Origin of the sequence: Blastococcus sp. TML/C7B (assembly GCF_016612845.1) — a bacterium.
Classification (GTDB): domain Bacteria; phylum Actinomycetota; class Actinomycetes; order Mycobacteriales; family Geodermatophilaceae; genus Blastococcus.
In genome coordinates this window covers 1,560,421-1,577,656 of the sequence record NZ_JAEOAA010000001.1, presented here as the reverse complement: position 1 = coordinate 1,577,656, position 17,236 = coordinate 1,560,421, and the positions used below count along the sequence as shown (strand labels likewise).

The following is a 17,236-nucleotide window of genomic DNA, read 5'->3' as shown; positions in this document are numbered from 1 at the left end:
GCGTCAGCGCGGGTCGGGAGCCGACTCGCCGCCGGGAGCGTGCAGGCTCGCGGTGGCCGCGTCGCCCTGCTCCGCAGCGTTGACCTCGGCGGCCGCCGCGTCGGCGAGCTCCGGGGAGACGTTGTCGCCCTCGACGACCACGCCGTTCTCAGCGGTCGGCTCGCGGTCGACGTCGCCGTCGTCCTGGCGCTCGCCGTCCGGGAGGTAGACGTCGGAGACGATCTCCTGGGCCTCGTCGGACCCGGAGGTGCCGCCGTTCACGCCCTCGGAGCTGGTCACTTGGCGCCGTCCGCGGAGACCTCGGCCTCGTCGGGGCTGTCCGCCGAGTCGGCGCTGTCCGCGCTGTCGGCCGAGTCCGCGCTGTCGGCGCTGTCGGCCGAGTCCGCGGACTCGTCGGCGGCGTCGACCGCGTCAGCGGTGACCTCGCCGGCGGCGGCAGCGGAGCCGGCACCGGTGGCGAACTGGGTGCCGCGGGCGCGCTCGGCCTCGCCGACGGCCTGCTGGGCCACGGTGAGCGCCTCGACGAGCTCGATGACGGCCATCGGGGCGTTGTCGCCCTTCCGCGGGCCGACCTTGGTGATGCGGGTGTAGCCACCCGGCCGGTTCGCGAAGCGCGGACCGATCTCGGCGAAGAGGGTGTGCACGACGTCCTTGTCGCGGATCGTCGTCATCACCTGGCGGCGAGCGTGCAGGTCGCCCCGCTTGGCGAAGGTCACCAGCTTCTCGGCCAGGGGACGCAGCCGCTTGGCCTTGGCCTCGGTGGTGGTGATCCGCCCGTGCTCGAACAGCGACGTGGCCATGTTGGCCAGCATCAGCCGCTGGTGCGCGGGGGATCCGCCGAGACGGGGACCCTTGGTGGGGGTGGGCATGTCGGTCCTTCCTCAGGCTGCCGGCCGGTGCGAGGGCGGCTGCGTTCCGTGGTGGTGCTGTCGTTGCTGGTCAGCGTGCCGGACCGGGGGCCCGGCCGGACGGCGGGGTCTCCCCCGCCGCCCGGTGCGGATCAGAGCTGCTCGGTCTCCTGGTAGGAGCCCTCGTCGTACTGGCCCTGCTGCTCGTAGCCAGGGACGAACTCGCCGGTGCCCTGGTAGGCGTCGGTCTCGTAGCCCTCGTCGTAGCTCTCGATCGAGGTGGGGATGAACCCGGGCGGGCTGTCCTTGAGGGCCAGACCCATCGCCGCGAGCTTCATCTTGACCTCGTCGATCGACTTCGCGCCGAAGTTGCGGATGTCGAGCAGGTCGGCCTCGGAGCGGGTGACGAGCTCACCGACGGTGTGCACGCCCTCGCGCTTGAGGCAGTTGTAGGACCGGACGGTGAGGTCCATGTCCTCGATCGGCATCGAGAAGTTCGCGATGTCGGCGGCCTCGGCCGGGCTCGGCCCGACCTCGATGCCCTCGGCGTCGATGTTCAGCTCGCGCAGCAGGCCGAACAGCTCCACCAGGGTCGACCCGGCGGACGCGATGGCGTCGCGGGGGGCGATGGAGGGCTTGGTCTCGACGTCGACCACGAGGCGGTCGAAGTCGGTGCGCTGCTCCACGCGGGTCGCCTCGACGGCGTAGGTGACCTTGAGGACCGGCGAGTAGATCGAGTCGACCGGGATCCGACCGATCTCCTGGCCGGGCTGCTTGTTCTGCGGGGCGGGCACGTAGCCGCGGCCGCGCTCGACGACGAGCTCGACCTCGAGGCGGCCCTTGCCGTTGAGGGTGGCGATGTGCAGGTCGGGGTTGTGCACCTCGACGCCGGCCGGCGGAGCGATGTCCGCGGCGGTCACCGCACCGGGGCCCTGCTTGCGCAGGTACATGGTCACCGGCTCGTCGGAGTCGGAGCTGACGACCAGGCCCTTGAGGTTCAGGATGAGCTCGGTGACGTCCTCCTTGACGCCCGGCACGGTGGTGAACTCGTGCAGGGTGCCCTCGATCCGGATGCTGGTGACAGCAGCGCCGGGGATCGACGACAGGAGGGTGCGGCGGAGCGAGTTGCCGAGGGTGTAGCCGAAGCCCGGCTCGAGCGGCTCGATGACGAACCGCGAGCGCTGCTCCGAGATGGTCTCCTCGGTGAGGGTGGGGCGCTGTGCGATGAGCATGGTGTCTCCTTGAGGTCCTCCGGCGACCGCCATATGACGCCCCGTGAGGGGGGTGGTGCCGGCGGGGCGGACATCGGTCCGCCCGCCCCGCCGTCCTGCAGGGGCTCTTACTTGGAGTAGAGCTCCACGATCAGCTGCTCCTGGACCGGGGTGTCGATCACCTGGCGGGCCGGGATCGCGTGCACGAGGACGCGCAGCTGGCTGCTGATGACCTCGAGCCACGGGGGCACGGGGCGCTCGCCGGCGCGGGCCTGGGCCACCTCGAACGGCAGCATCGTGCGCGACTTCTCGGCCACCTCGATGATGTCGTTCTCGGTCACGCGGTACGACGGGATGTCGACCTTGCGGCCGTTCACCCGGATGTGGCCGTGGCGGACCAGCTGGCGGGCCATGTCGCGGGACTCGGCGAAGCCGGCCCGGTAGACCACGTTGTCCAGGCGCGACTCCAGGATCTGGAGGAGCACCTCGCCGGTCTTGCCGCTCTTGCGGTTGGCCTCTTCGTAGTAACCGCGGAACTGCTTCTCGAGCACGCCGTAGATGCGGCGGGCCTTCTGCTTCTCGCGGAGCTGGAGGAGGTACTCGCTGTCCTTGGTGCGGCCGCGGCCGTGCTCGCCCGGCGGGTAGGGCCGGATCTCGATCGGGCACTTCGCGGACTCGCACTTGCTGCCCTTGAGGAACAGCTTCATCTTCTCGCGCCTGCAGAGGCGGCAGTCGGCTCCGGTGTAACGGGCCACGTCAAATACTCCTAGATCGTCTCGTCAGTGACCGGTCAGACCCGGCGGCGCTTCTTGGGGCGGCAGCCGTTGTGCGGCTGCGGCGTCACGTCCTGGATCTGCCCGACCTCGAGGCCCGTGGCCTGCAGGGAGCGGATGGCCGTCTCGCGACCGGAGCCAGGGCCCTTCACGAAGACGTCGACCTTGCGCATGCCGTGCTCCTGCGCCTTGCGCGCGGCGTTCTCGGCAGCCATCTGCGCCGCGAACGGCGTGGACTTGCGCGAGCCCTTGAAGCCGACGTGGCCGGCGGAGGCCCAGCTGATCACGTTGCCGTTCGGGTCGGTGATCGACACGATCGTGTTGTTGAACGTGCTCTTGATGTGCGCGGCGCCGTGGGCGACGTTCTTCTTCTCCTTGCGGCGGACCTTCTTGGCACCAGCCGCGGTGCGAGCCCTGGGAGGCATGTCTCTCCGGTTTCCTTCAGTTGTGGCCTGGGGTTGCTGCCTCGCGGCAGCACACGTGTCGCGCCATCGCTCCCGCCCTCACGGGTCGCTGCGACCGCACGTCGACGTGCTGTGGGTCAGCGGGCCTTCTTCTTGCCCGCGATGGTCTTGCGCGGGCCCTTGCTCGAGCGCGCGTTGGTCTTGGTGCGCTGACCGTGGACGGGGAGCCCACGACGGTGACGCAGCCCCTGGTAGCAACCGATCTCCACCTTGCGGCGGATGTCGGCGGCCACCTCGCGGCGGAGGTCACCCTCGACGCGGAAGTGCTCGTCGATGTAGTCGCGGAGCTTCAGCAGGTCCTCGTCGCCGAGGTCCTTGACGCGCAGGTCGGGGCTGACGCCCGTCGCGGCCAGGGTCTCCTTGGCGTGGGTCTTGCCGATGCCGTAGATGTAGGTCAGCGCGACCTCCAGCCGCTTCTCGCGGGGGAGGTCGACGCCTGCCAGTCGTGCCATGTTCTGGTACTCCCTCAGCCCTGGCGCTGCTTGTGCCGGGCGTTGTCGCAGATGACCATGACCCGGCCGTGCCGGCGGATCACCTTGCACTTGTCGCAGATCTTCTTCACCGACGGCTGGACCTTCACCGGTGCCGCCCCTCATTCCTCGATCGTGTGCCGGCCGCGTCTCTGCCGGAGGGCAGTCGCTGACCGAGCGGTTACTTGTAGCGGTAGACGATGCGACCGCGCGTCAGGTCGTAGGGCGAGAGCTCCACGACCACGCGGTCCTCGGGCAGGATGCGGATGTAGTGCTGACGCATCTTGCCGCTGATGTGGGCGAGCACCCGGTGCCCGTTCTGCAGTTCGACCCGGAACATCGCGTTGGGCAGCGGCTCGACGACGCGACCCTCGACCTCGATGGCCCCGTCCTTCTTCGCCATGCCCTACACGCACTCCTTGACTCGGTGGTACTGGTATCCCGCGCCGCCCGCCCACGGGGACACCCGGGACGACGGACTCGGTGATGTTGCAGAACAGGTGGTGCTGGCGCTCTCGCGAGGGCGCTCCCCGTCACGCGGCCACAGCACGACGAAAGAACGGCGCTAGCGCCACAGGGAATCGTACCTGACGACCGGCCGCTTCCCAACCGGCCCCCATGAGGGCTGCGCGACAGCCCCCCGGACGGATCAGGACCGGGGCGTGACCCCGAAGGGCGCGAGACCGGCGACGCCGCCGTCCTCGGCCGTCAGCACCCACGGGCCCTCGGGGGTGATCGCCACGGTGTGCTCGAAGTGCGCGGCCCGCGAGCCGTCCTTGGTGACGACGGTCCAGCCGTCGTCGAGCTCGACCGTCGCGGGGTCGCCGGTGGTCACCATGGGCTCGATCGCCAGCGCGAGCCCGGGGACGAGCTTGGGGCCGCGGCCCGCGCGGCCGTAGTTGAGCACGTGCGGGTCCTGGTGCATCTCGGTGCCGATGCCGTGCCCGCCGTAGTGGTCGACGATCCCGTAGGGGTGCTCGTGCGCGCGGATCGACTCCTCGACGGCGGCGCTGATGTCGGTCAGCCGCCCGCCGGCGATCGCCCGGGCCAGCCCCGCCCACATCGATCGCTCGGTCACCTCGATGAGCGCGGCGTCCTCGGGGGAGGCCTCCCCCACCGTCACCGTGACGGCGGAGTCGCTGTGCCAGCCGGCCAGGATCGCGCCGCAGTCGATGGAGATGTTGTCGCCCTCGGCGAGCTGCCGGTCCGGGTTCGGGATCCCGTGCACGACCTCGTCGTTGATCGACGCGCAGATGGTGCCGGTGAACCCGTGGTAGCCCAGGAAGTTCGGGACGGCACCCTTCGAGCGGATGTGGTCCTCGGCGACCGCGTCGAGCTCACCGGTGGTGACACCCGGCCGGACGGCGGCCTTGACCGCCGCCAGCGCACCGGCCGTCACGAGCCCGGAGGCGCGCATGAGCTCGATCTCCTGCGCGGTCTTGATCTGGATCATCCGTCCACTCCACTTCGCCAGCAGCGGCACCCGGGCCAGCAGTGCCTCGCGGCGGTCGCCGTGCACTGCCGGCCCGCCTCAGGCGCCGGCCGCGGCCGCGCCGGGGGCGGTGCCCTCGGGGTCGACGCCGAGCGCCCGCAGCGCCCGCGCCGTGACCTCGTCCACGGCACCGATCGCGTCGATGCGGGACAGCAGGCCCTCGTCGTCGTAGAACCCCGACAGCGGCGCGGTCTGTTCCCGGTAGACCTCCAGGCGGTGCCGGACCGTCTCGGGCTTGTCGTCGTCGCGCTGCACCATCTCGCCGTCGACGAGCATCCGCCGGCCGGAGAGCCGGCGGACCAGCTCCTCCTCCTCGACGACCAGTTCGAGCACGCGGTCCAGCCCGTGACCGAGCTCGGCCAGCGAGGCGGCCAGCTGCTCGGCCTGCGCGATCGTGCGCGGGAAGCCGTCGAGCAGGAACCCGTTGACGGCGTCGGGCTGGGCGAGGCGGTCCTTGACCATGGCCACGGTGATCTCGTCGGGGACGAGGTCACCGGCGTCCATGTAGACCTTGGCCTTCTGCCCCAGCTCGGTCTGCCCGCTGACGTTCGCGCGGAAGATGTCACCGGTGGAGATCGCCGGGACGGCGAGGCGCGCGGCGATGAACTCGGCCTGGGTGCCCTTGCCCGCTCCGGGCGGCCCCAGCAGGACGACGCGCACTACTTCAGGAACCCTTCGTAGCTGCGCTGGTTCAGTTGCGTCTCGATCTGCTTCACCGTCTCCAACCCCACTCCGACCATGATCAGCACTGCGGTCCCGCCGAACGGGAAGTTCTGGTTCTGCCCTTCCTGCGTCACGGCCAGGAAGAAGTTCGGCAGCACGGCCACGATCCCGAGGTAGAGCGCGCCCGGCAGCGTGATCCGCGACAGCACGTACTGCAGGTACTCCGCCGTCGGGCGGCCGGGCCGGATGCCGGGGATGAAGCCGCCGTAGCGCTTCATGTCGTCGGCCCGCTCCTCCGGGTTGAACGTGATCGACACGTAGAAGTACGTGAAGAAGACGATCAGCGCGAAGTACAGCGCGACGTGCACCGGGCTGCTCTGGTCGATGATGTAGTTCTCGAAGAACCGCCGGACCGAGCCCGTCTCGTCACCCTGGAGCTGGCTGATGAGCTGCGGCAGGTAGAGCAGGGACGAGGCGAAGATGACCGGGATGACGCCGGCCTGGTTCACCTTGAGCGGCAGGTAGGTCGAGGTGCCGCCGTACATGCGCCGGCCGACCATCCGCTTGGCGTACTGCACCGGGATGCGCCGCTGCGCCTGCTCGACGTAGACGACCGCGCCGATGATCAGGACGGCGAAGGCGCAGACGACGGTGAAGACCAGCCCGCCGCGGGTCTGCAGGATCGAGCCGCCCTCGGCCGGGATGCGGGCGGCGATCGAGGTGAAGATCAGCACGGACATGCCGTTGCCGATCCCCTTCTCGGTCAGCAGCTCGCCGAGCCACATGATCAGCGCGGTGCCGGCGGTGAGCGCGATGACGAGCACGACCGTCGTCCAGACCGAGTCGGACGGGATGATCGGCTCGGAGCACCCGGGGAACAGCTGGCCGCTGCGGGCCAGCGCGATGATCCCGGTGCTCTGCAGGACCGCCAGGGCGATCGTCAGGTAGCGGGTGTACTGGGTCAGCTTGGCCTGACCCGACTGCCCTTCCTTCTTCAGCTGCTCGAAGCGCGGGATGACCACGACCAGCAGCTGGACGATGATGCTCGCGGTGATGTACGGCATGATGCCGAGCGCGAACACCGACAGGCGCAGCAGTGCGCCACCGGAGAAGAGGTTGACCAGCGAGTAGATGTCCCGCTGCGACCCGTTCTGGGCGATCTCGAGGCAATTGTTGATCGCCTCCACCGACACCCCGGGACCCGGGGACCTGGGCGCCCAGCCGGTACACGGCGATGATCGCCAGGGAGAACAGCAGCTTGCGCCGGAGGTCTGGCGTCCGGAACGCCGCGGCGAACGCCTGCAGCACGTGCCCTCCCCTTCTCGGTCGGTCGAGGTTAGCAATCGGCCCGCCCCGCACTGGTGCAGGGGCGGGCCGAATGGTGGCACCCGGCAGGACCCGCCGCGAGCGCACTCGCGGCGGGTGCCGGGGACCGGTCAGATGCGGGTGGTGCTGCCCCCGGCCGCGCCGATCTTCTCGGCCGCGGCCGAGGAGAAGGCGTGGGCCTGGACGTCGACCTTGACACCGCCGAGCTCGCCGGTGCCGAGGACCTTCACCGGCTGGTTGCGGCGGACCGCACCCACCTCGGCGAGGGTCTCCGGGGTGACCGGGCCACCCTGCGGGAACAGCGCCGCGATCCGGTCGAGGTTGACGACCTGGAAGACGACCTTGTTCGGGGACTTGAAGCCCGAGAGCTTGGGCAGCCGCATGTGCAGCGGGGTCTGCCCACCCTCGAACCGGGCGGAGGTGTTGCCGCGCGCCCCGGTGCCCTTGGTGCCGCGACCGGCCGTCTTGCCCTTGGAGCCCTCACCGCGACCCACGCGGGTCTTGGCGGTGTGGGCGCCCGGGGCCGGACGCAGGTGGTGGACCTTCAGAGTCATAGCGAGTCTTTCCTCAGACCTCTTCGACGGTGACCAGGTGCGGCACCGTCGCGACCATCCCGCGGATCTCGGGACGGTCCTCCTGGACGACCGAGTCGTGGATCCGCTTGAGCCCCAGCGAACGCAGCGTCTGGCGCTGGTTCGGCTTGGTACCGATCGACGACTTGATCTGGGTGACCTTCAGCTGCGCCATCTCAGACTCCCTGGCCCGCACGGGCACGGAGCATGGCCGCCGGGGCGACGTCCTCCAGCGGCAGACCGCGGCGGGCCGCGATCTCCTCGGGACGGACGAGGTCCTTCAGCGCCTGCATCGTGGCGTGCACGATGTTGATCGGGTTCGAGGACCCGAGGCTCTTGGAGAGCACGTCGTGGATGCCGGCGCACTCGAGGACGGCGCGCACCGGACCACCGGCGATGACACCGGTACCGGGGCTGGCCGGCTTGAGCAGCACGACGCCGGCCGCCGCCTCACCCTGCACGGGGTGCGGGATGGTGCTGGCGATGCGAGGCACCTTGTAGAAGTGCTTCTTGGCCTCCTCGACGCCCTTGGCGATCGCCGCGGGCACCTCCTTGGCCTTGCCGTAGCCGACGCCCACGGTGCCGTCACCGTCGCCCACGATCACCAGGGCGGTGAAGCTGAAGCGCCGACCACCCTTGACGACCTTGGACACGCGGTTGATGGCGACCACGCGCTCGATGTAGTTGCTCTTCTCGGCGGGCGCGCCACCGGGGCCCCGGCCGCCGTCACGACGGTCACGGCGGTCGTTGCCACCGGCACCGCCGGCACCGCCGGCGCCGCCGCCGCGTCGCTGTGGTCCTGGCATCAGACGTCCCTCTCGATCTGCTCGCTCGTGCTGCTGGTGTGGGTGGTCATCAGAAGTCCAGCCCACCCTCGCGGGCACCCTCGGCCAGGGCGGCGATCCGCCCGGCGTACCGGTTGCCACCGCGGTCGAAGACGACCGCCGTGATGCCCGCGGTCTTCGCCCGCTCCGCCACCAGGGCGCCCACCTGACGGGCCAGGGCGGACTTGTCGCCCTCGGCACCGCGCAGGCCGGCGTCCATCGTGGAGGCGCTGACCAGCGTGCGGCCGACGGTGTCGTCGACCACCTGCACGTGGATGTGGCGCGAGCTGCGCTTGACCACCAGGCGCGGACGCTCGGCGGTGCCGGAGACGCGCTTGCGCAGCCGGTTGTGGCGACGCAGCCGCGAGACGCGGCGCGCCGTGCTGACGTCGGTTCCGACGGGCTTGTGGACCCGAGCGGCCTTCTCTGCCTGAGCCATCACTTACCCGTCTTCCCGACCTTGCGCTTGACGACCTCGCCCTGGTACCGCACGCCCTTGCCCTTGTACGGGTCGGGCTTGCGGATCTTGCGGATCTTGGCTGCGACCTCACCGACGAGCTGCTTGTCGATACCGCTGACCCGCAGGCGGGTCGGGGTCTCGACGGCGAAGGTGATGCCGTCCGGTGCCTTGACCGGCACCGGGTGGCTGAAGCCCAGGGCGAACTCGAGGTCCGAGCCGCGCGCCTGGACGCGGTAGCCGACGCCGACGATCTCGAGGGTCTTCGTGTAGCCCTCGGTGACGCCGGTGATCATGTTGGCGATGAGCGTCCGCGAGAGCCCGTGCAGGGCGCGGTTCTGCCGCTCGTCGTTGGGGCGCTGCACCCGCAGCGTGCCGTCCTCGTCGCGCTCGACGGTGATCGGCGCGGCGACCGTGTGGCGGAGTTCGCCCTTGGGCCCCTTCACGCTGACCGTCTGACCGTCGATGGCGACGTCCACGCCACCGGGCACGGCGATCGGGAGTCGTCCGATCCGTGACATCTTCGCTCGCTCCCTTACCAGACGTAGGCGAGGACTTCCCCACCCACGCCCTTCTTGTTCGCCTGCTTGTCGGTGAGCAGCCCGGTGGACGTGGAGATGATCGCCACGCCCAGGCCGCCGAGCACCTTGGGCAGCGCGGTCGACTTCGCGTAGACGCGGAGCCCCGGCTTCGAGACGCGACGGACACCGGCGATGCTGCGCTCGCGGTTCGGGCCGTACTTCAGGTCGACGACGAGCTGCTTGAAGGTGCTGCCGTCCTTCTCGACGTCGTCGACGCGCCAGCCGGCGATGTAGCCCTCCTGCTGGAGGATCTCCGCGATGTGCGTCTTCAGCTTCGACGACGGCATGGCCGCGCTGTCGTGGTACGCCTGGTTGGCGTTCCGCAGACGCGTCAGCATGTCCGCGATCGGGTCGGTCATGGTCATGACGTGTGGTGCCTCTCTCGCCGCGGTTCCTCATGCGCCGGGTCGCGATGACTTGGCGCGTGGGCCTTTCGGCGATCGGTGGTGCCTGGGTTGTCTGGCCCGGGTGGGCCGGTGGTGCGGCCTGCCGGCTAGCGGCGGGCGGGGGTGGAGCAGGTCACCAGCTGGACTTCTTCACGCCCGGGAGCTCCCCGGCGTGCGCCATCTCCCGCAGGCAGATCCGGCAGAGGCCGAACTTGCGGAAGACCGCGTGCGGACGACCGCACCGCTGGCAGCGGGTGTAGCCACGGACCGCGAACTTGGGCTTGCGGGCCGCCTTGTTGATCAGCGCCTTCTTGGCCATTGCTTCTCTCCTGCCCGACTCAGCGGACGGTCGTGACGACGGGCTGGCCGGCGAAGGGGAAGCCGAGCTGGCGGAGCAGCTCGCGGCCCTCCTCGTCGGTCGTGGCGGTGGTGACGAGCGTGATGTCCATGCCGCGCGGGCGGTCGATCTTGTCGACGTCGATCTCGCGGAACATGGACTGCTCGTTCAGCCCGAACGTGTAGTTGCCGTGGCCGTCGAACTGCTTGGCGTTCAGGCCGCGGAAGTCACGGATGCGGGGCAGGGCGAGCGAGAGCAGGCGGTCGAGGAACTCCCACATGCGGTCGCCGCGGAGGGTGACCTTCGCGCCGATCGGCATGCCCTCGCGCAGCTTGAACTGGGCGATGGACTTGCGGGCCCGGACGACGGCCGGCTTCTGGCCGGTGATGGCGGTGAGGTCGCGGACCGCGCCGTCCATCAGCTTGGCGTCGCGGGTGGCCTCGCCGACGCCCATGTTGACGACGATCTTCGTCAGGCGCGGGATCTGCATGACGTTGTCGTAGCCGAACTCGCTCTGGAGCGTCGGGGCGATGTTCTCGCGGTAGTTGGCGAGCATGCGGGGCAGCTCGCGGCTGGGTGCGCTCATGTTCAGAGGTCCTTACCGGTGCGCCGCGAGACCCGGATGTTGCGGCCTTCCTCGTCCTTGCGGTAACCGACCCGGGTCGGCTTGTCCTCGGAGTCGATCACCATCACGTTGCTCACGTGGATGGGAGCCTCCTGCGTGACGATCCCGCCCTGCTGGGCGCCGCGCTGGTTGGAGCTGATGCGGGTGTGCTTCTTGACCCGCCCCACGCCCTCGACCAGGACCTTCTGGAGCTTGGGGTAGGCGGCGATGACGCGGCCCTTGGCACCCTTGTCCCGGCCCGCGAGGACCAGGACGGTGTCGCCCTTCTTCACCTTCATCGACGGCGTCTTGCCGTTGTTGATGGCAGCCATGATCACAGCACCTCCGGGGCGAGCGAGATGATCCGCATGAAGCGCTTGTCGCGCAGCTCCCGGCCCACGGGCCCGAAGATGCGGGTTCCGCGCGGGTCGCCGCTGTCGCGGATGATGACCGCGGCGTTCTCGTCGAACCGGATGTAGGAACCGTCCGGACGACGGCGCTCCTTCACGGTGCGGACGATGACGGCCTTGACGACGTCACCCTTCTTCACACCGGCACCCGGCAGCGCGTCCTTCACGGTGGCGACGATGATGTCGCCGATGCCCGCGTAGCGTCGCCCCGAGCCGCCGAGCACCCGGATGCAGAGGATCTCCTTCGCACCGGTGTTGTCGGCGACGCGCAGTCGCGACTCCTGCTGGATCACGTGCTACTCCCAAACACTTGTGGTGACAGCCGGGCCGAGACGGTGAACCGGCTGTCCGATACCGCGTGCGGACGCACCGGCGGCGCGAGCCACCGGTGCGTCCGAACCACGGGTACCGGGATGCGGCGCGCGAGCCGCAGAGCGGTGAGATGCGCGCCGATGGTCCAGGGTACTCCTACCCGCTGCGGCCCCGGGGGGCCGCCTCTTACTTGGCCTTCTCGATGACCTGGACGACGCGCCACCGCTTGGTGGCCGACAGCGGCCGGGTCTCCATGATCTGCACGCGGTCGCCGATGCCGGCGAGGCCCTGCTCGTCGTGGACCTTGAGCTTGTTCGTGCGGCGGATGACCTTGCCGTAGAGGGCGTGCTTCACGCGGTCCTCCACCTCGACGACGATGGTCTTCTCCATCTTGTCGCTGACCACCAGGCCCTCACGGACCTTGCGGTAGCCGCGGCCGGCCAGGCCGGGGCCCGACGCTCCCTGGGTCTCGCTCATGCCACACCCTCGTTCGGGGCGACCGAGAGACCCAGCTCGCGCTCGCGCATGATCGTGTAGATCCGGGCGATGTCGCGGCGGACGGTCTGCAGTCGCCGGTTGTTGTCCAGCTGGCCGGTGGCCACCTGGAACCGCAGGTTGAACAGTTCTTCCTTCGACTCACGCAGCCGCGAGGCGAGCTCGTCGGCGGAGAGCTCGCGCAGCTCGGGAGCGGTCAGACCGGCGGCCATCACACTTCTCCTTCTCGCGTGATGAAGCGGCACTTCATCGGCAGCTTGTGGATCGCGCGCCGCATGGCCTCGCGGGCCACGGGCTCGGCGACACCGGACAGCTCGAACAGGACGCGGCCGGGCTTGACGTTGGCCACCCACCACTCGGGCGAACCCTTACCGGAACCCATGCGGGTCTCGGCGGGCTTCTTGGTCAGCGGACGGTCCGGGTAGATCGAGATCCACACCTTTCCGCCACGCTTGATGTGCCGGGTCATCGCGATACGCGCGGACTCGATCTGGCGGTTGGTCACGTAGGCCGGCTCGAGAGCCTGGATCGCGAACTCACCGAAGTTGATCTCGGTGCCGCCCTTGGCCCGGCCGGAACGGCTCGGGTGGTGCTGCTTGCGGTGCTTGACGCGCCGTGGGATGAGCATGGCTCAGCTCTCCGTGTTCTCGGTCGCCTGGGCCGCGGTGGTCTCGGCGGCAGCGGTGGCCTCCGGGCCGGCGACCTCGGCGACGGTCGTCTCCGGAGCGACGTCCCCGGAGGTGACGGCGACGGTGCTCTCGGTGGTCTCGGGGGCGGGCCCGGTCGAGGACTCCACCGCGGCGCGGCCGGCCTCGGTGCCACCGGCGGTGGTGCCCGAGGAACCCGAGCGGCGCGGGCGCTGGGGGCGCTCGCGGCGCTGGCCCTGACGGGCGGCGAGGGCCTCGAGGGCCTCGCGCTCGGCACGCGAGCCGCTGACGTCACCCTTGTAGATCCACACCTTGACGCCGATGCGGCCGAAGGTGGTGCGGGCCTCGTAGATGCCGTAGTCGATGTTCGCGCGCAGCGTGTGCAGCGGGACGCGACCCTCGCGGTAGAACTCCGAGCGGCTCATCTCGGTGCCGCCGAGGCGACCCGAGCACTGCACGCGGATGCCCTTGACCTGCGGGCTGCGCTGCGCCGACTGCATCGCCTTGCGCATGGCGCGGCGGAAGCTGACCCGGCTGGAGAGCTGCTCGGCGACGCCCTGGGCGACCAGCTGCGCGTCCGACTCGGGGTTCTTGACCTCGAGGATGTTCAGCTGCACCTGCTTGCCGGTGAGCTTCTCGAGCTCGCCGCGGATGCGGTCGGCCTCGGCGCCGCGGCGGCCGATGACGATGCCCGGGCGGGCGGTGTGGATGTCGACGCGGACCCGGTCACGGGTGCGCTCGATCTCCACCTTGGAGATGCCGGCCCGCTCCATGCCCTTGGACATGAGCTTGCGGATCGCGACGTCTTCCTTGACGTAGTCCTTGTACAGCTTGTCCGCGTACCACCGGGACTTGTAGTCGGTGGTGATCCCGAGTCGGAACCCGTGCGGGTTGACCTTCTGACCCACTAGCGGGTCCCTCCCCTCGTGTTGCTGCCGGACTGCTGGGTCGCCGGGCCGACCATGCCGGTCTCCCGGCGGGCCTTGCGCGACTTCTGGGCCAGCTCGGCGCTGGTCGCGACCTCGCTCACCTCGATGGTGATGTGGCTGGTCCGCTTGTTGATGCGGAACGCCCGGCCCTGCGCACGCGGACGGATCCGCTTGAGCGTCGGGCCCTCGTCGACGTAGGCGGCGCTGACGACCAGCGCGGCCGGGTCGAGCTGCAGGTTGTGCTCCGCGTTGGCCACGGCGCTGGCGACCACCTTGGCCACCGTCTCACTGGCGCTCTGCGGGGCGTAGCGCAGCAGCGCCAGCGCCTCGTCGGTGGGCAGGTAGCGGACCATGTCCACCACCCGCCGGGCCTTCATGGGGGTCACGCGGACGAACCGGGCCGTAGCCCGGGCGACCGGCGCCTCCTGTCCCAACTGGGAAGTCATCTGAATCTCTCTCTACCTGGTCAGCCCCGCCGCGAGCGGCGGTCGTCCTTGATGTGCCCACGGAACGTGCGCGTGGGGGCGAACTCGCCGAGCTTGTGCCCGACCATCGCCTCGGTCACGAACACCGGGACGTGCTTGCGGCCGTCGTGCACCGCGAGGGTGTGACCCAGCATGTCGGGGATGATCGTCGAGCGGCGTGACCAGGTACGGATCACGTTCTTGGTGCCCTTCTCGTTCTGCGCGTCCACCTTCTTGAGGAGGTGGTCGTCGACGAACGGGCCCTTCTTCAGACTGCGAGGCATTCGGCTCTCCTTTACCGCCGGTTACCCGGGCTCAGCGCTTCTTGTTGGCGCGCCGGCGGCGCACGATCAGGGACGTCACTGGCCTTGCGCTTGCGCGTGCGGCCCTCCGGCTTGCCCTTGGGGTTCACCGGGTGACGACCACCGGAGGTCTTGCCCTCACCACCACCGTGCGGGTGGTCCACCGGGTTCATGGCGACACCGCGGACGGTCGGGCGCTTGCCCTTCCACCGCATGCGGCCGGCCTTGCCCCAGTTGATGTTCGACTGCTCGGCGTTGCCCACCTCGCCGACGGTGGCGCGGCAGCGCACGTCGACGTTGCGGATCTCGCCCGACGGCATGCGCAGCTGGGCGAACCGGCCCTCACGGGCGACCAGCTGGACGCTGGTACCCGCCGACCGGGCGATCTTCGCGCCGCCACCGGGGCGGAGCTCGATGGCGTGAACCACCGTGCCGACCGGGATGTTCCGCAGCGGCAGGTTGTTGCCCGGCTTGATGTCGGCCGCGGGGCCGCACTCGACCGTGTCGCCCTGCTTGAGCTTCGCCGGCGCGATGATGTAGCGCTTCTCGCCGTCCGCGAAGTGCAGCAGCGCGATGCGAGACGTGCGGTTCGGGTCGTACTCGATGTGCGCGACCTTGGCGGGCACGCCGTCCTTGTCCGCCCGGCGGAAGTCGATCAGCCGGTAGGCGCGCTTGTGCCCACCACCCTGGTGGCGCGCGGTGACCTTGCCGTGGACGTTGCGTCCACCGCGGCCGTGCAGCGGCCGGACCAGCGACTTCTCGGGATGGTCGCGGGTGACCTCGGCGAAGTCGGCGACGCTGGAGCCGCGGCGGCCCGGCGTCGTCGGCTTGTACTTACGGATAGCCATTGCTGACTCAGTCCCTGTCTCTATCTCTGGTCCGTGAGGGCCGGGGTGGTGGGGTGGGCGGGTCGCCTACCTCAGGCGCCCGGTCCCCCGAAGATCTCGATGCGGTCACCGGGAGCGACGGAGACGATGGCGCGCTTGGTGTCCTTGCGCTTCCCCATCTGCGTGCCACGGCTGCGCTTGCGCTTGCCCTGACGGTTGATCGTGTTCACGCCCAGGACCTTCACGTTGAAGATCTGCTCGACCGCGATCTTGATCTGCGTCTTGTTGGCCTCGGGCAGCACGATGAACGTGTACTGGTTGCTGTCGAGCAGCCCGTAGCTCTTCTCGGAGATGACCGGGGAGAGCAGGACGTCCCGGGGGTCGCGGACGCTCATGCCTTCTCCTCGGTGGTCTCTTCGACGGTGCCCGCGCCGGCGGCGGGGGCGATGGACGGGACGCCACCGGGGATCTCGCGGGTGGCGAGGTCGGGCAGGTCGGCGCCGGAGCGCTTCCCCTTGGTGGGCCCGGCGACGTACTCGGCCAGGGCGGTCTCGGTGAAGACCACCTCGTCGGCGACGAGCACGTCATAGGTGTTCAGCTGGCCGGCCTCGATGAGGTGCACCTGCGGCAGGTTGCGCAGGCTCACCCAGTTGAGGACGTCGTCGTGGTCGAGCACGACGAGGACCTTCTTGGCCGAGGTGATCGCGTTGAGCGTCGCCATGGCGGCCTTGGTCTTCGGGGCGTCGCCGTCGACGAACGCCGACACGACGTGGACCCGGCCCTCGCGCGCCCGGTCGGAGAGGGCACCGCGGAGAGCGGCGGCCTTCATCTTCTTGGGCGTCTTCTTGGTGTAGTCGCGCGGCACGGGGCCGTGGGCGATGCCACCACCGGAGAACTGCGGCGCGCGCAGCGAACCCTGACGGGCCCGACCGGTGCCCTTCTGGCGGTACGGCTTGGCGCCGGTGCCGCTGACCTGGGCGCGGGTCTTGGTCGAGTGGGTGCCCTGGCGGGCCGCGGCGAGCTGCGCCACGACGACCTGGTGCATCAGGGAGACGTTGGCGTCGGCGTCGAAGAGGGCGCCGGGCAGCGTGACGCTGCCCGAGGTCTCGCCGGCCGGCGTGCGGACGTCGACCTGGCGGTCGGTGCGCGTCTCGATGGACTGGCTCACTTGGTGTCACTCCCCACGGGACCGCCCTTGACGGCCGAACGAACGAGCACGAGCCCGCCCTTCGGGCCGGGGATGGCGCCCTTGATCAGCAGCAGACCGCGCTCGGCGTCCACCTTGTGCACGACCAGCGACAGCGTCGTCGTCTTCACGTGGCCCATGCGGCCGGCCATCTTCAGGCCCTTGAACACGCGACCGGGGGTCGACGCGCCACCGATGGAGCCCGGCGACCGGTGCTTGCGCTGCACGCCGTGCCCGGCGCCCAGTCCCTTGAAGCCGTGACGCTTCATGACACCGGCGGTGCCCTTGCCCTTGCTGGTGCCGATGACGTCGACCTTGGCCACGCCGTCGAAGACCTCGGTGGTCAGCTCCTGGCCGACCGTGTACTCACCGGCGTCCGCCGTGCGGAGTTCCACCAGGTGCCGCCGCGGCGTCACGCCCGCCTTGGTGAAGTGCCCGCCCTCGGGACGGTTCACCTTGCGCGGGTCGATCTCGCCGAACCCGAGCTGGAGGGCCGAGTAGCCGTCCACCTCGGGGGTGCGGACCTGGGTCACCACACAGGGCGCCCGCCTTGACGACGGTCACCGGCACGAGGCGGTTGTTCTCGTCGAAGACCTGGGTCATCCCCAGCTTCTCGCCGAGGAGACCACGAAATGTGCTCGCCATGTCTGCTGACT

Annotated in this window: 26 protein-coding genes and 5 pseudogenes; all 31 read right to left on the bottom strand. The window is 69.9% G+C overall.

Annotated features, from left to right (window positions below; all coding sequences use genetic code 11):
* Window positions 1-3: 3 nt before the first annotated feature.
* The 31 genes and pseudogenes from JKP76_RS07735 to rplC all read right to left on the bottom strand — a co-directional run bounded on the left by JKP76_RS07735 (window position 4) and on the right by rplC (window position 17,225).
* The gene (locus JKP76_RS07735) at window positions 4-279 is read right to left on the bottom strand and encodes a hypothetical protein (protein WP_200490227.1); all 276 of its coding nucleotides are present in this window, start codon (window positions 277-279) and stop codon (window positions 4-6) included.
* 242 nt (window positions 280-521) lie between these two features.
* A pseudogene (gene rplQ, locus JKP76_RS20610) lies at window positions 522-869 on the bottom strand (50S ribosomal protein L17); the annotation flags it as partial.
* A gap of 131 nt (window positions 870-1,000) precedes the next feature.
* A complete protein-coding gene (locus JKP76_RS07725) occupies window positions 1,001-2,080 on the bottom strand; it encodes a DNA-directed RNA polymerase subunit alpha (protein ID WP_200490225.1) in 1,080 nt (359 codons plus the stop codon).
* Between the two features lie 107 nt (window positions 2,081-2,187).
* Window positions 2,188-2,814: a 30S ribosomal protein S4 gene (gene rpsD / locus JKP76_RS07720; RefSeq protein ID WP_200490224.1), complete on the bottom strand. Its 627-nt coding sequence runs from the start codon at window positions 2,812-2,814 to the stop codon at window positions 2,188-2,190.
* A gap of 35 nt (window positions 2,815-2,849) precedes the next feature.
* Window positions 2,850-3,257, bottom strand: coding sequence for a 30S ribosomal protein S11 (gene rpsK / locus JKP76_RS07715; RefSeq protein WP_026857037.1), 408 nt, complete (start codon window positions 3,255-3,257; stop codon window positions 2,850-2,852).
* Between the two features lie 116 nt (window positions 3,258-3,373).
* On the bottom strand, window positions 3,374-3,748 hold the full coding sequence (rpsM, locus tag JKP76_RS07710; RefSeq protein ID WP_091770117.1) for a 30S ribosomal protein S13: 375 nt from the start codon (window positions 3,746-3,748) through the stop codon (window positions 3,374-3,376).
* 14 nt (window positions 3,749-3,762) lie between these two features.
* Window positions 3,763-3,876, bottom strand: coding sequence for a 50S ribosomal protein L36 (rpmJ, locus tag JKP76_RS07705; RefSeq protein WP_012950458.1), 114 nt, complete (start codon window positions 3,874-3,876; stop codon window positions 3,763-3,765).
* A 71-nt stretch (window positions 3,877-3,947) separates the two neighbouring features.
* Window positions 3,948-4,169: a translation initiation factor IF-1 gene (gene infA, locus JKP76_RS07700; protein WP_012950459.1), complete on the bottom strand. Its 222-nt coding sequence runs from the start codon at window positions 4,167-4,169 to the stop codon at window positions 3,948-3,950.
* Between the two features lie 246 nt (window positions 4,170-4,415).
* Complete coding sequence (gene map, locus JKP76_RS07695) at window positions 4,416-5,285, bottom strand: type I methionyl aminopeptidase (RefSeq protein WP_309229915.1); 870 nt, start codon at window positions 5,283-5,285, stop codon at window positions 4,416-4,418.
* 12 nt (window positions 5,286-5,297) lie between these two features.
* Window positions 5,298-5,918: an adenylate kinase gene (locus JKP76_RS07690; protein ID WP_200490219.1), complete on the bottom strand. Its 621-nt coding sequence runs from the start codon at window positions 5,916-5,918 to the stop codon at window positions 5,298-5,300.
* Window positions 5,918-7,229 (bottom strand): annotated as a pseudogene (gene secY / locus JKP76_RS07685) (preprotein translocase subunit SecY). The gene JKP76_RS07690 and the pseudogene secY overlap by 1 nt, the downstream one beginning before the upstream one ends.
* 128 nt (window positions 7,230-7,357) lie before the next feature.
* Complete coding sequence (gene rplO, locus JKP76_RS07680) at window positions 7,358-7,795, bottom strand: 50S ribosomal protein L15 (RefSeq protein WP_375335645.1); 438 nt, start codon at window positions 7,793-7,795, stop codon at window positions 7,358-7,360.
* A 19-nt stretch (window positions 7,796-7,814) separates the two neighbouring features.
* Window positions 7,815-7,994: a 50S ribosomal protein L30 gene (gene rpmD, locus JKP76_RS07675; protein ID WP_200490215.1), complete on the bottom strand. Its 180-nt coding sequence runs from the start codon at window positions 7,992-7,994 to the stop codon at window positions 7,815-7,817.
* Window position 7,995: 1 nt separating this feature from the next.
* Window positions 7,996-8,625 (bottom strand): 30S ribosomal protein S5, encoded by a 630-nt coding sequence (gene rpsE / locus JKP76_RS07670; RefSeq protein ID WP_200490213.1) that lies wholly within the window; start codon window positions 8,623-8,625, stop codon window positions 7,996-7,998.
* A 49-nt stretch (window positions 8,626-8,674) separates the two neighbouring features.
* Window positions 8,675-9,082, bottom strand: a complete 408-nt coding sequence (gene rplR / locus JKP76_RS07665; RefSeq protein WP_200490211.1) for a 50S ribosomal protein L18 — start codon at window positions 9,080-9,082, stop codon at window positions 8,675-8,677.
* The gene (gene rplF, locus JKP76_RS07660) at window positions 9,082-9,621 is read right to left on the bottom strand and encodes a 50S ribosomal protein L6 (protein ID WP_200490209.1); all 540 of its coding nucleotides are present in this window, start codon (window positions 9,619-9,621) and stop codon (window positions 9,082-9,084) included. The genes rplR and rplF overlap by 1 nt, the downstream gene beginning before the upstream one ends.
* A 14-nt stretch (window positions 9,622-9,635) precedes the next feature.
* Window positions 9,636-10,046 (bottom strand): 30S ribosomal protein S8, encoded by a 411-nt coding sequence (rpsH, locus tag JKP76_RS07655; RefSeq protein ID WP_200490207.1) that lies wholly within the window; start codon window positions 10,044-10,046, stop codon window positions 9,636-9,638.
* A gap of 154 nt (window positions 10,047-10,200) precedes the next feature.
* Window positions 10,201-10,386 carry a type Z 30S ribosomal protein S14 gene (locus JKP76_RS07650; RefSeq protein ID WP_040338541.1) on the bottom strand — a complete coding sequence of 62 codons (186 nt, stop codon included), beginning with the start codon at window positions 10,384-10,386 and terminating at the stop codon, window positions 10,201-10,203.
* 19 nt (window positions 10,387-10,405) lie between these two features.
* Complete coding sequence (gene rplE, locus JKP76_RS07645; protein WP_242471648.1) at window positions 10,406-10,960, bottom strand: 50S ribosomal protein L5; 555 nt, start codon at window positions 10,958-10,960, stop codon at window positions 10,406-10,408.
* 32 nt (window positions 10,961-10,992) lie between these two features.
* On the bottom strand, window positions 10,993-11,307 hold the full coding sequence (rplX, locus tag JKP76_RS07640) for a 50S ribosomal protein L24 (protein ID WP_091982735.1): 315 nt from the start codon (window positions 11,305-11,307) through the stop codon (window positions 10,993-10,995).
* A 35-nt stretch (window positions 11,308-11,342) separates the two neighbouring features.
* A complete protein-coding gene (gene rplN, locus JKP76_RS07635; protein ID WP_091770139.1) occupies window positions 11,343-11,711 on the bottom strand; it encodes a 50S ribosomal protein L14 in 369 nt (122 codons plus the stop codon).
* Between the two features lie 205 nt (window positions 11,712-11,916).
* Window positions 11,917-12,207, bottom strand: coding sequence for a 30S ribosomal protein S17 (rpsQ, locus tag JKP76_RS07630; RefSeq protein WP_200490205.1), 291 nt, complete (start codon window positions 12,205-12,207; stop codon window positions 11,917-11,919).
* On the bottom strand, window positions 12,204-12,437 hold the full coding sequence (gene rpmC, locus JKP76_RS07625; RefSeq protein ID WP_097194642.1) for a 50S ribosomal protein L29: 234 nt from the start codon (window positions 12,435-12,437) through the stop codon (window positions 12,204-12,206). The genes rpsQ and rpmC overlap by 4 nt, the downstream gene beginning before the upstream one ends.
* A complete protein-coding gene (gene rplP, locus JKP76_RS07620) occupies window positions 12,437-12,853 on the bottom strand; it encodes a 50S ribosomal protein L16 (RefSeq protein ID WP_104523783.1) in 417 nt (138 codons plus the stop codon). The genes rpmC and rplP overlap by 1 nt, the downstream gene beginning before the upstream one ends.
* Window positions 12,854-12,856: 3 nt before the next feature.
* Window positions 12,857-13,780 carry a 30S ribosomal protein S3 gene (gene rpsC / locus JKP76_RS07615; protein WP_200490204.1) on the bottom strand — a complete coding sequence of 308 codons (924 nt, stop codon included), beginning with the start codon at window positions 13,778-13,780 and terminating at the stop codon, window positions 12,857-12,859.
* A 113-nt stretch (window positions 13,781-13,893) separates the two neighbouring features.
* Window positions 13,894-14,247, bottom strand: a pseudogene (gene rplV / locus JKP76_RS07610) (50S ribosomal protein L22); the annotation flags it as partial.
* Window positions 14,248-14,267: 20 nt separating this feature from the next.
* Window positions 14,268-14,549 (bottom strand): 30S ribosomal protein S19, encoded by a 282-nt coding sequence (gene rpsS, locus JKP76_RS07605; RefSeq protein WP_029340037.1) that lies wholly within the window; start codon window positions 14,547-14,549, stop codon window positions 14,268-14,270.
* A 31-nt stretch (window positions 14,550-14,580) separates the two neighbouring features.
* Window positions 14,581-15,415 (bottom strand): annotated as a pseudogene (gene rplB / locus JKP76_RS07600) (50S ribosomal protein L2).
* Window positions 15,416-15,486: 71 nt separating this feature from the next.
* Window positions 15,487-15,789 (bottom strand): 50S ribosomal protein L23, encoded by a 303-nt coding sequence (gene rplW / locus JKP76_RS07595; RefSeq protein ID WP_091770151.1) that lies wholly within the window; start codon window positions 15,787-15,789, stop codon window positions 15,487-15,489.
* Complete coding sequence (gene rplD, locus JKP76_RS07590; RefSeq protein WP_200490202.1) at window positions 15,786-16,562, bottom strand: 50S ribosomal protein L4; 777 nt, start codon at window positions 16,560-16,562, stop codon at window positions 15,786-15,788. The genes rplW and rplD overlap by 4 nt, the downstream gene beginning before the upstream one ends.
* Window positions 16,559-17,225: pseudogene (gene rplC / locus JKP76_RS07585) on the bottom strand (50S ribosomal protein L3). The gene rplD and the pseudogene rplC overlap by 4 nt, the downstream one beginning before the upstream one ends.
* Window positions 17,226-17,236 lie beyond the last annotated feature (11 nt).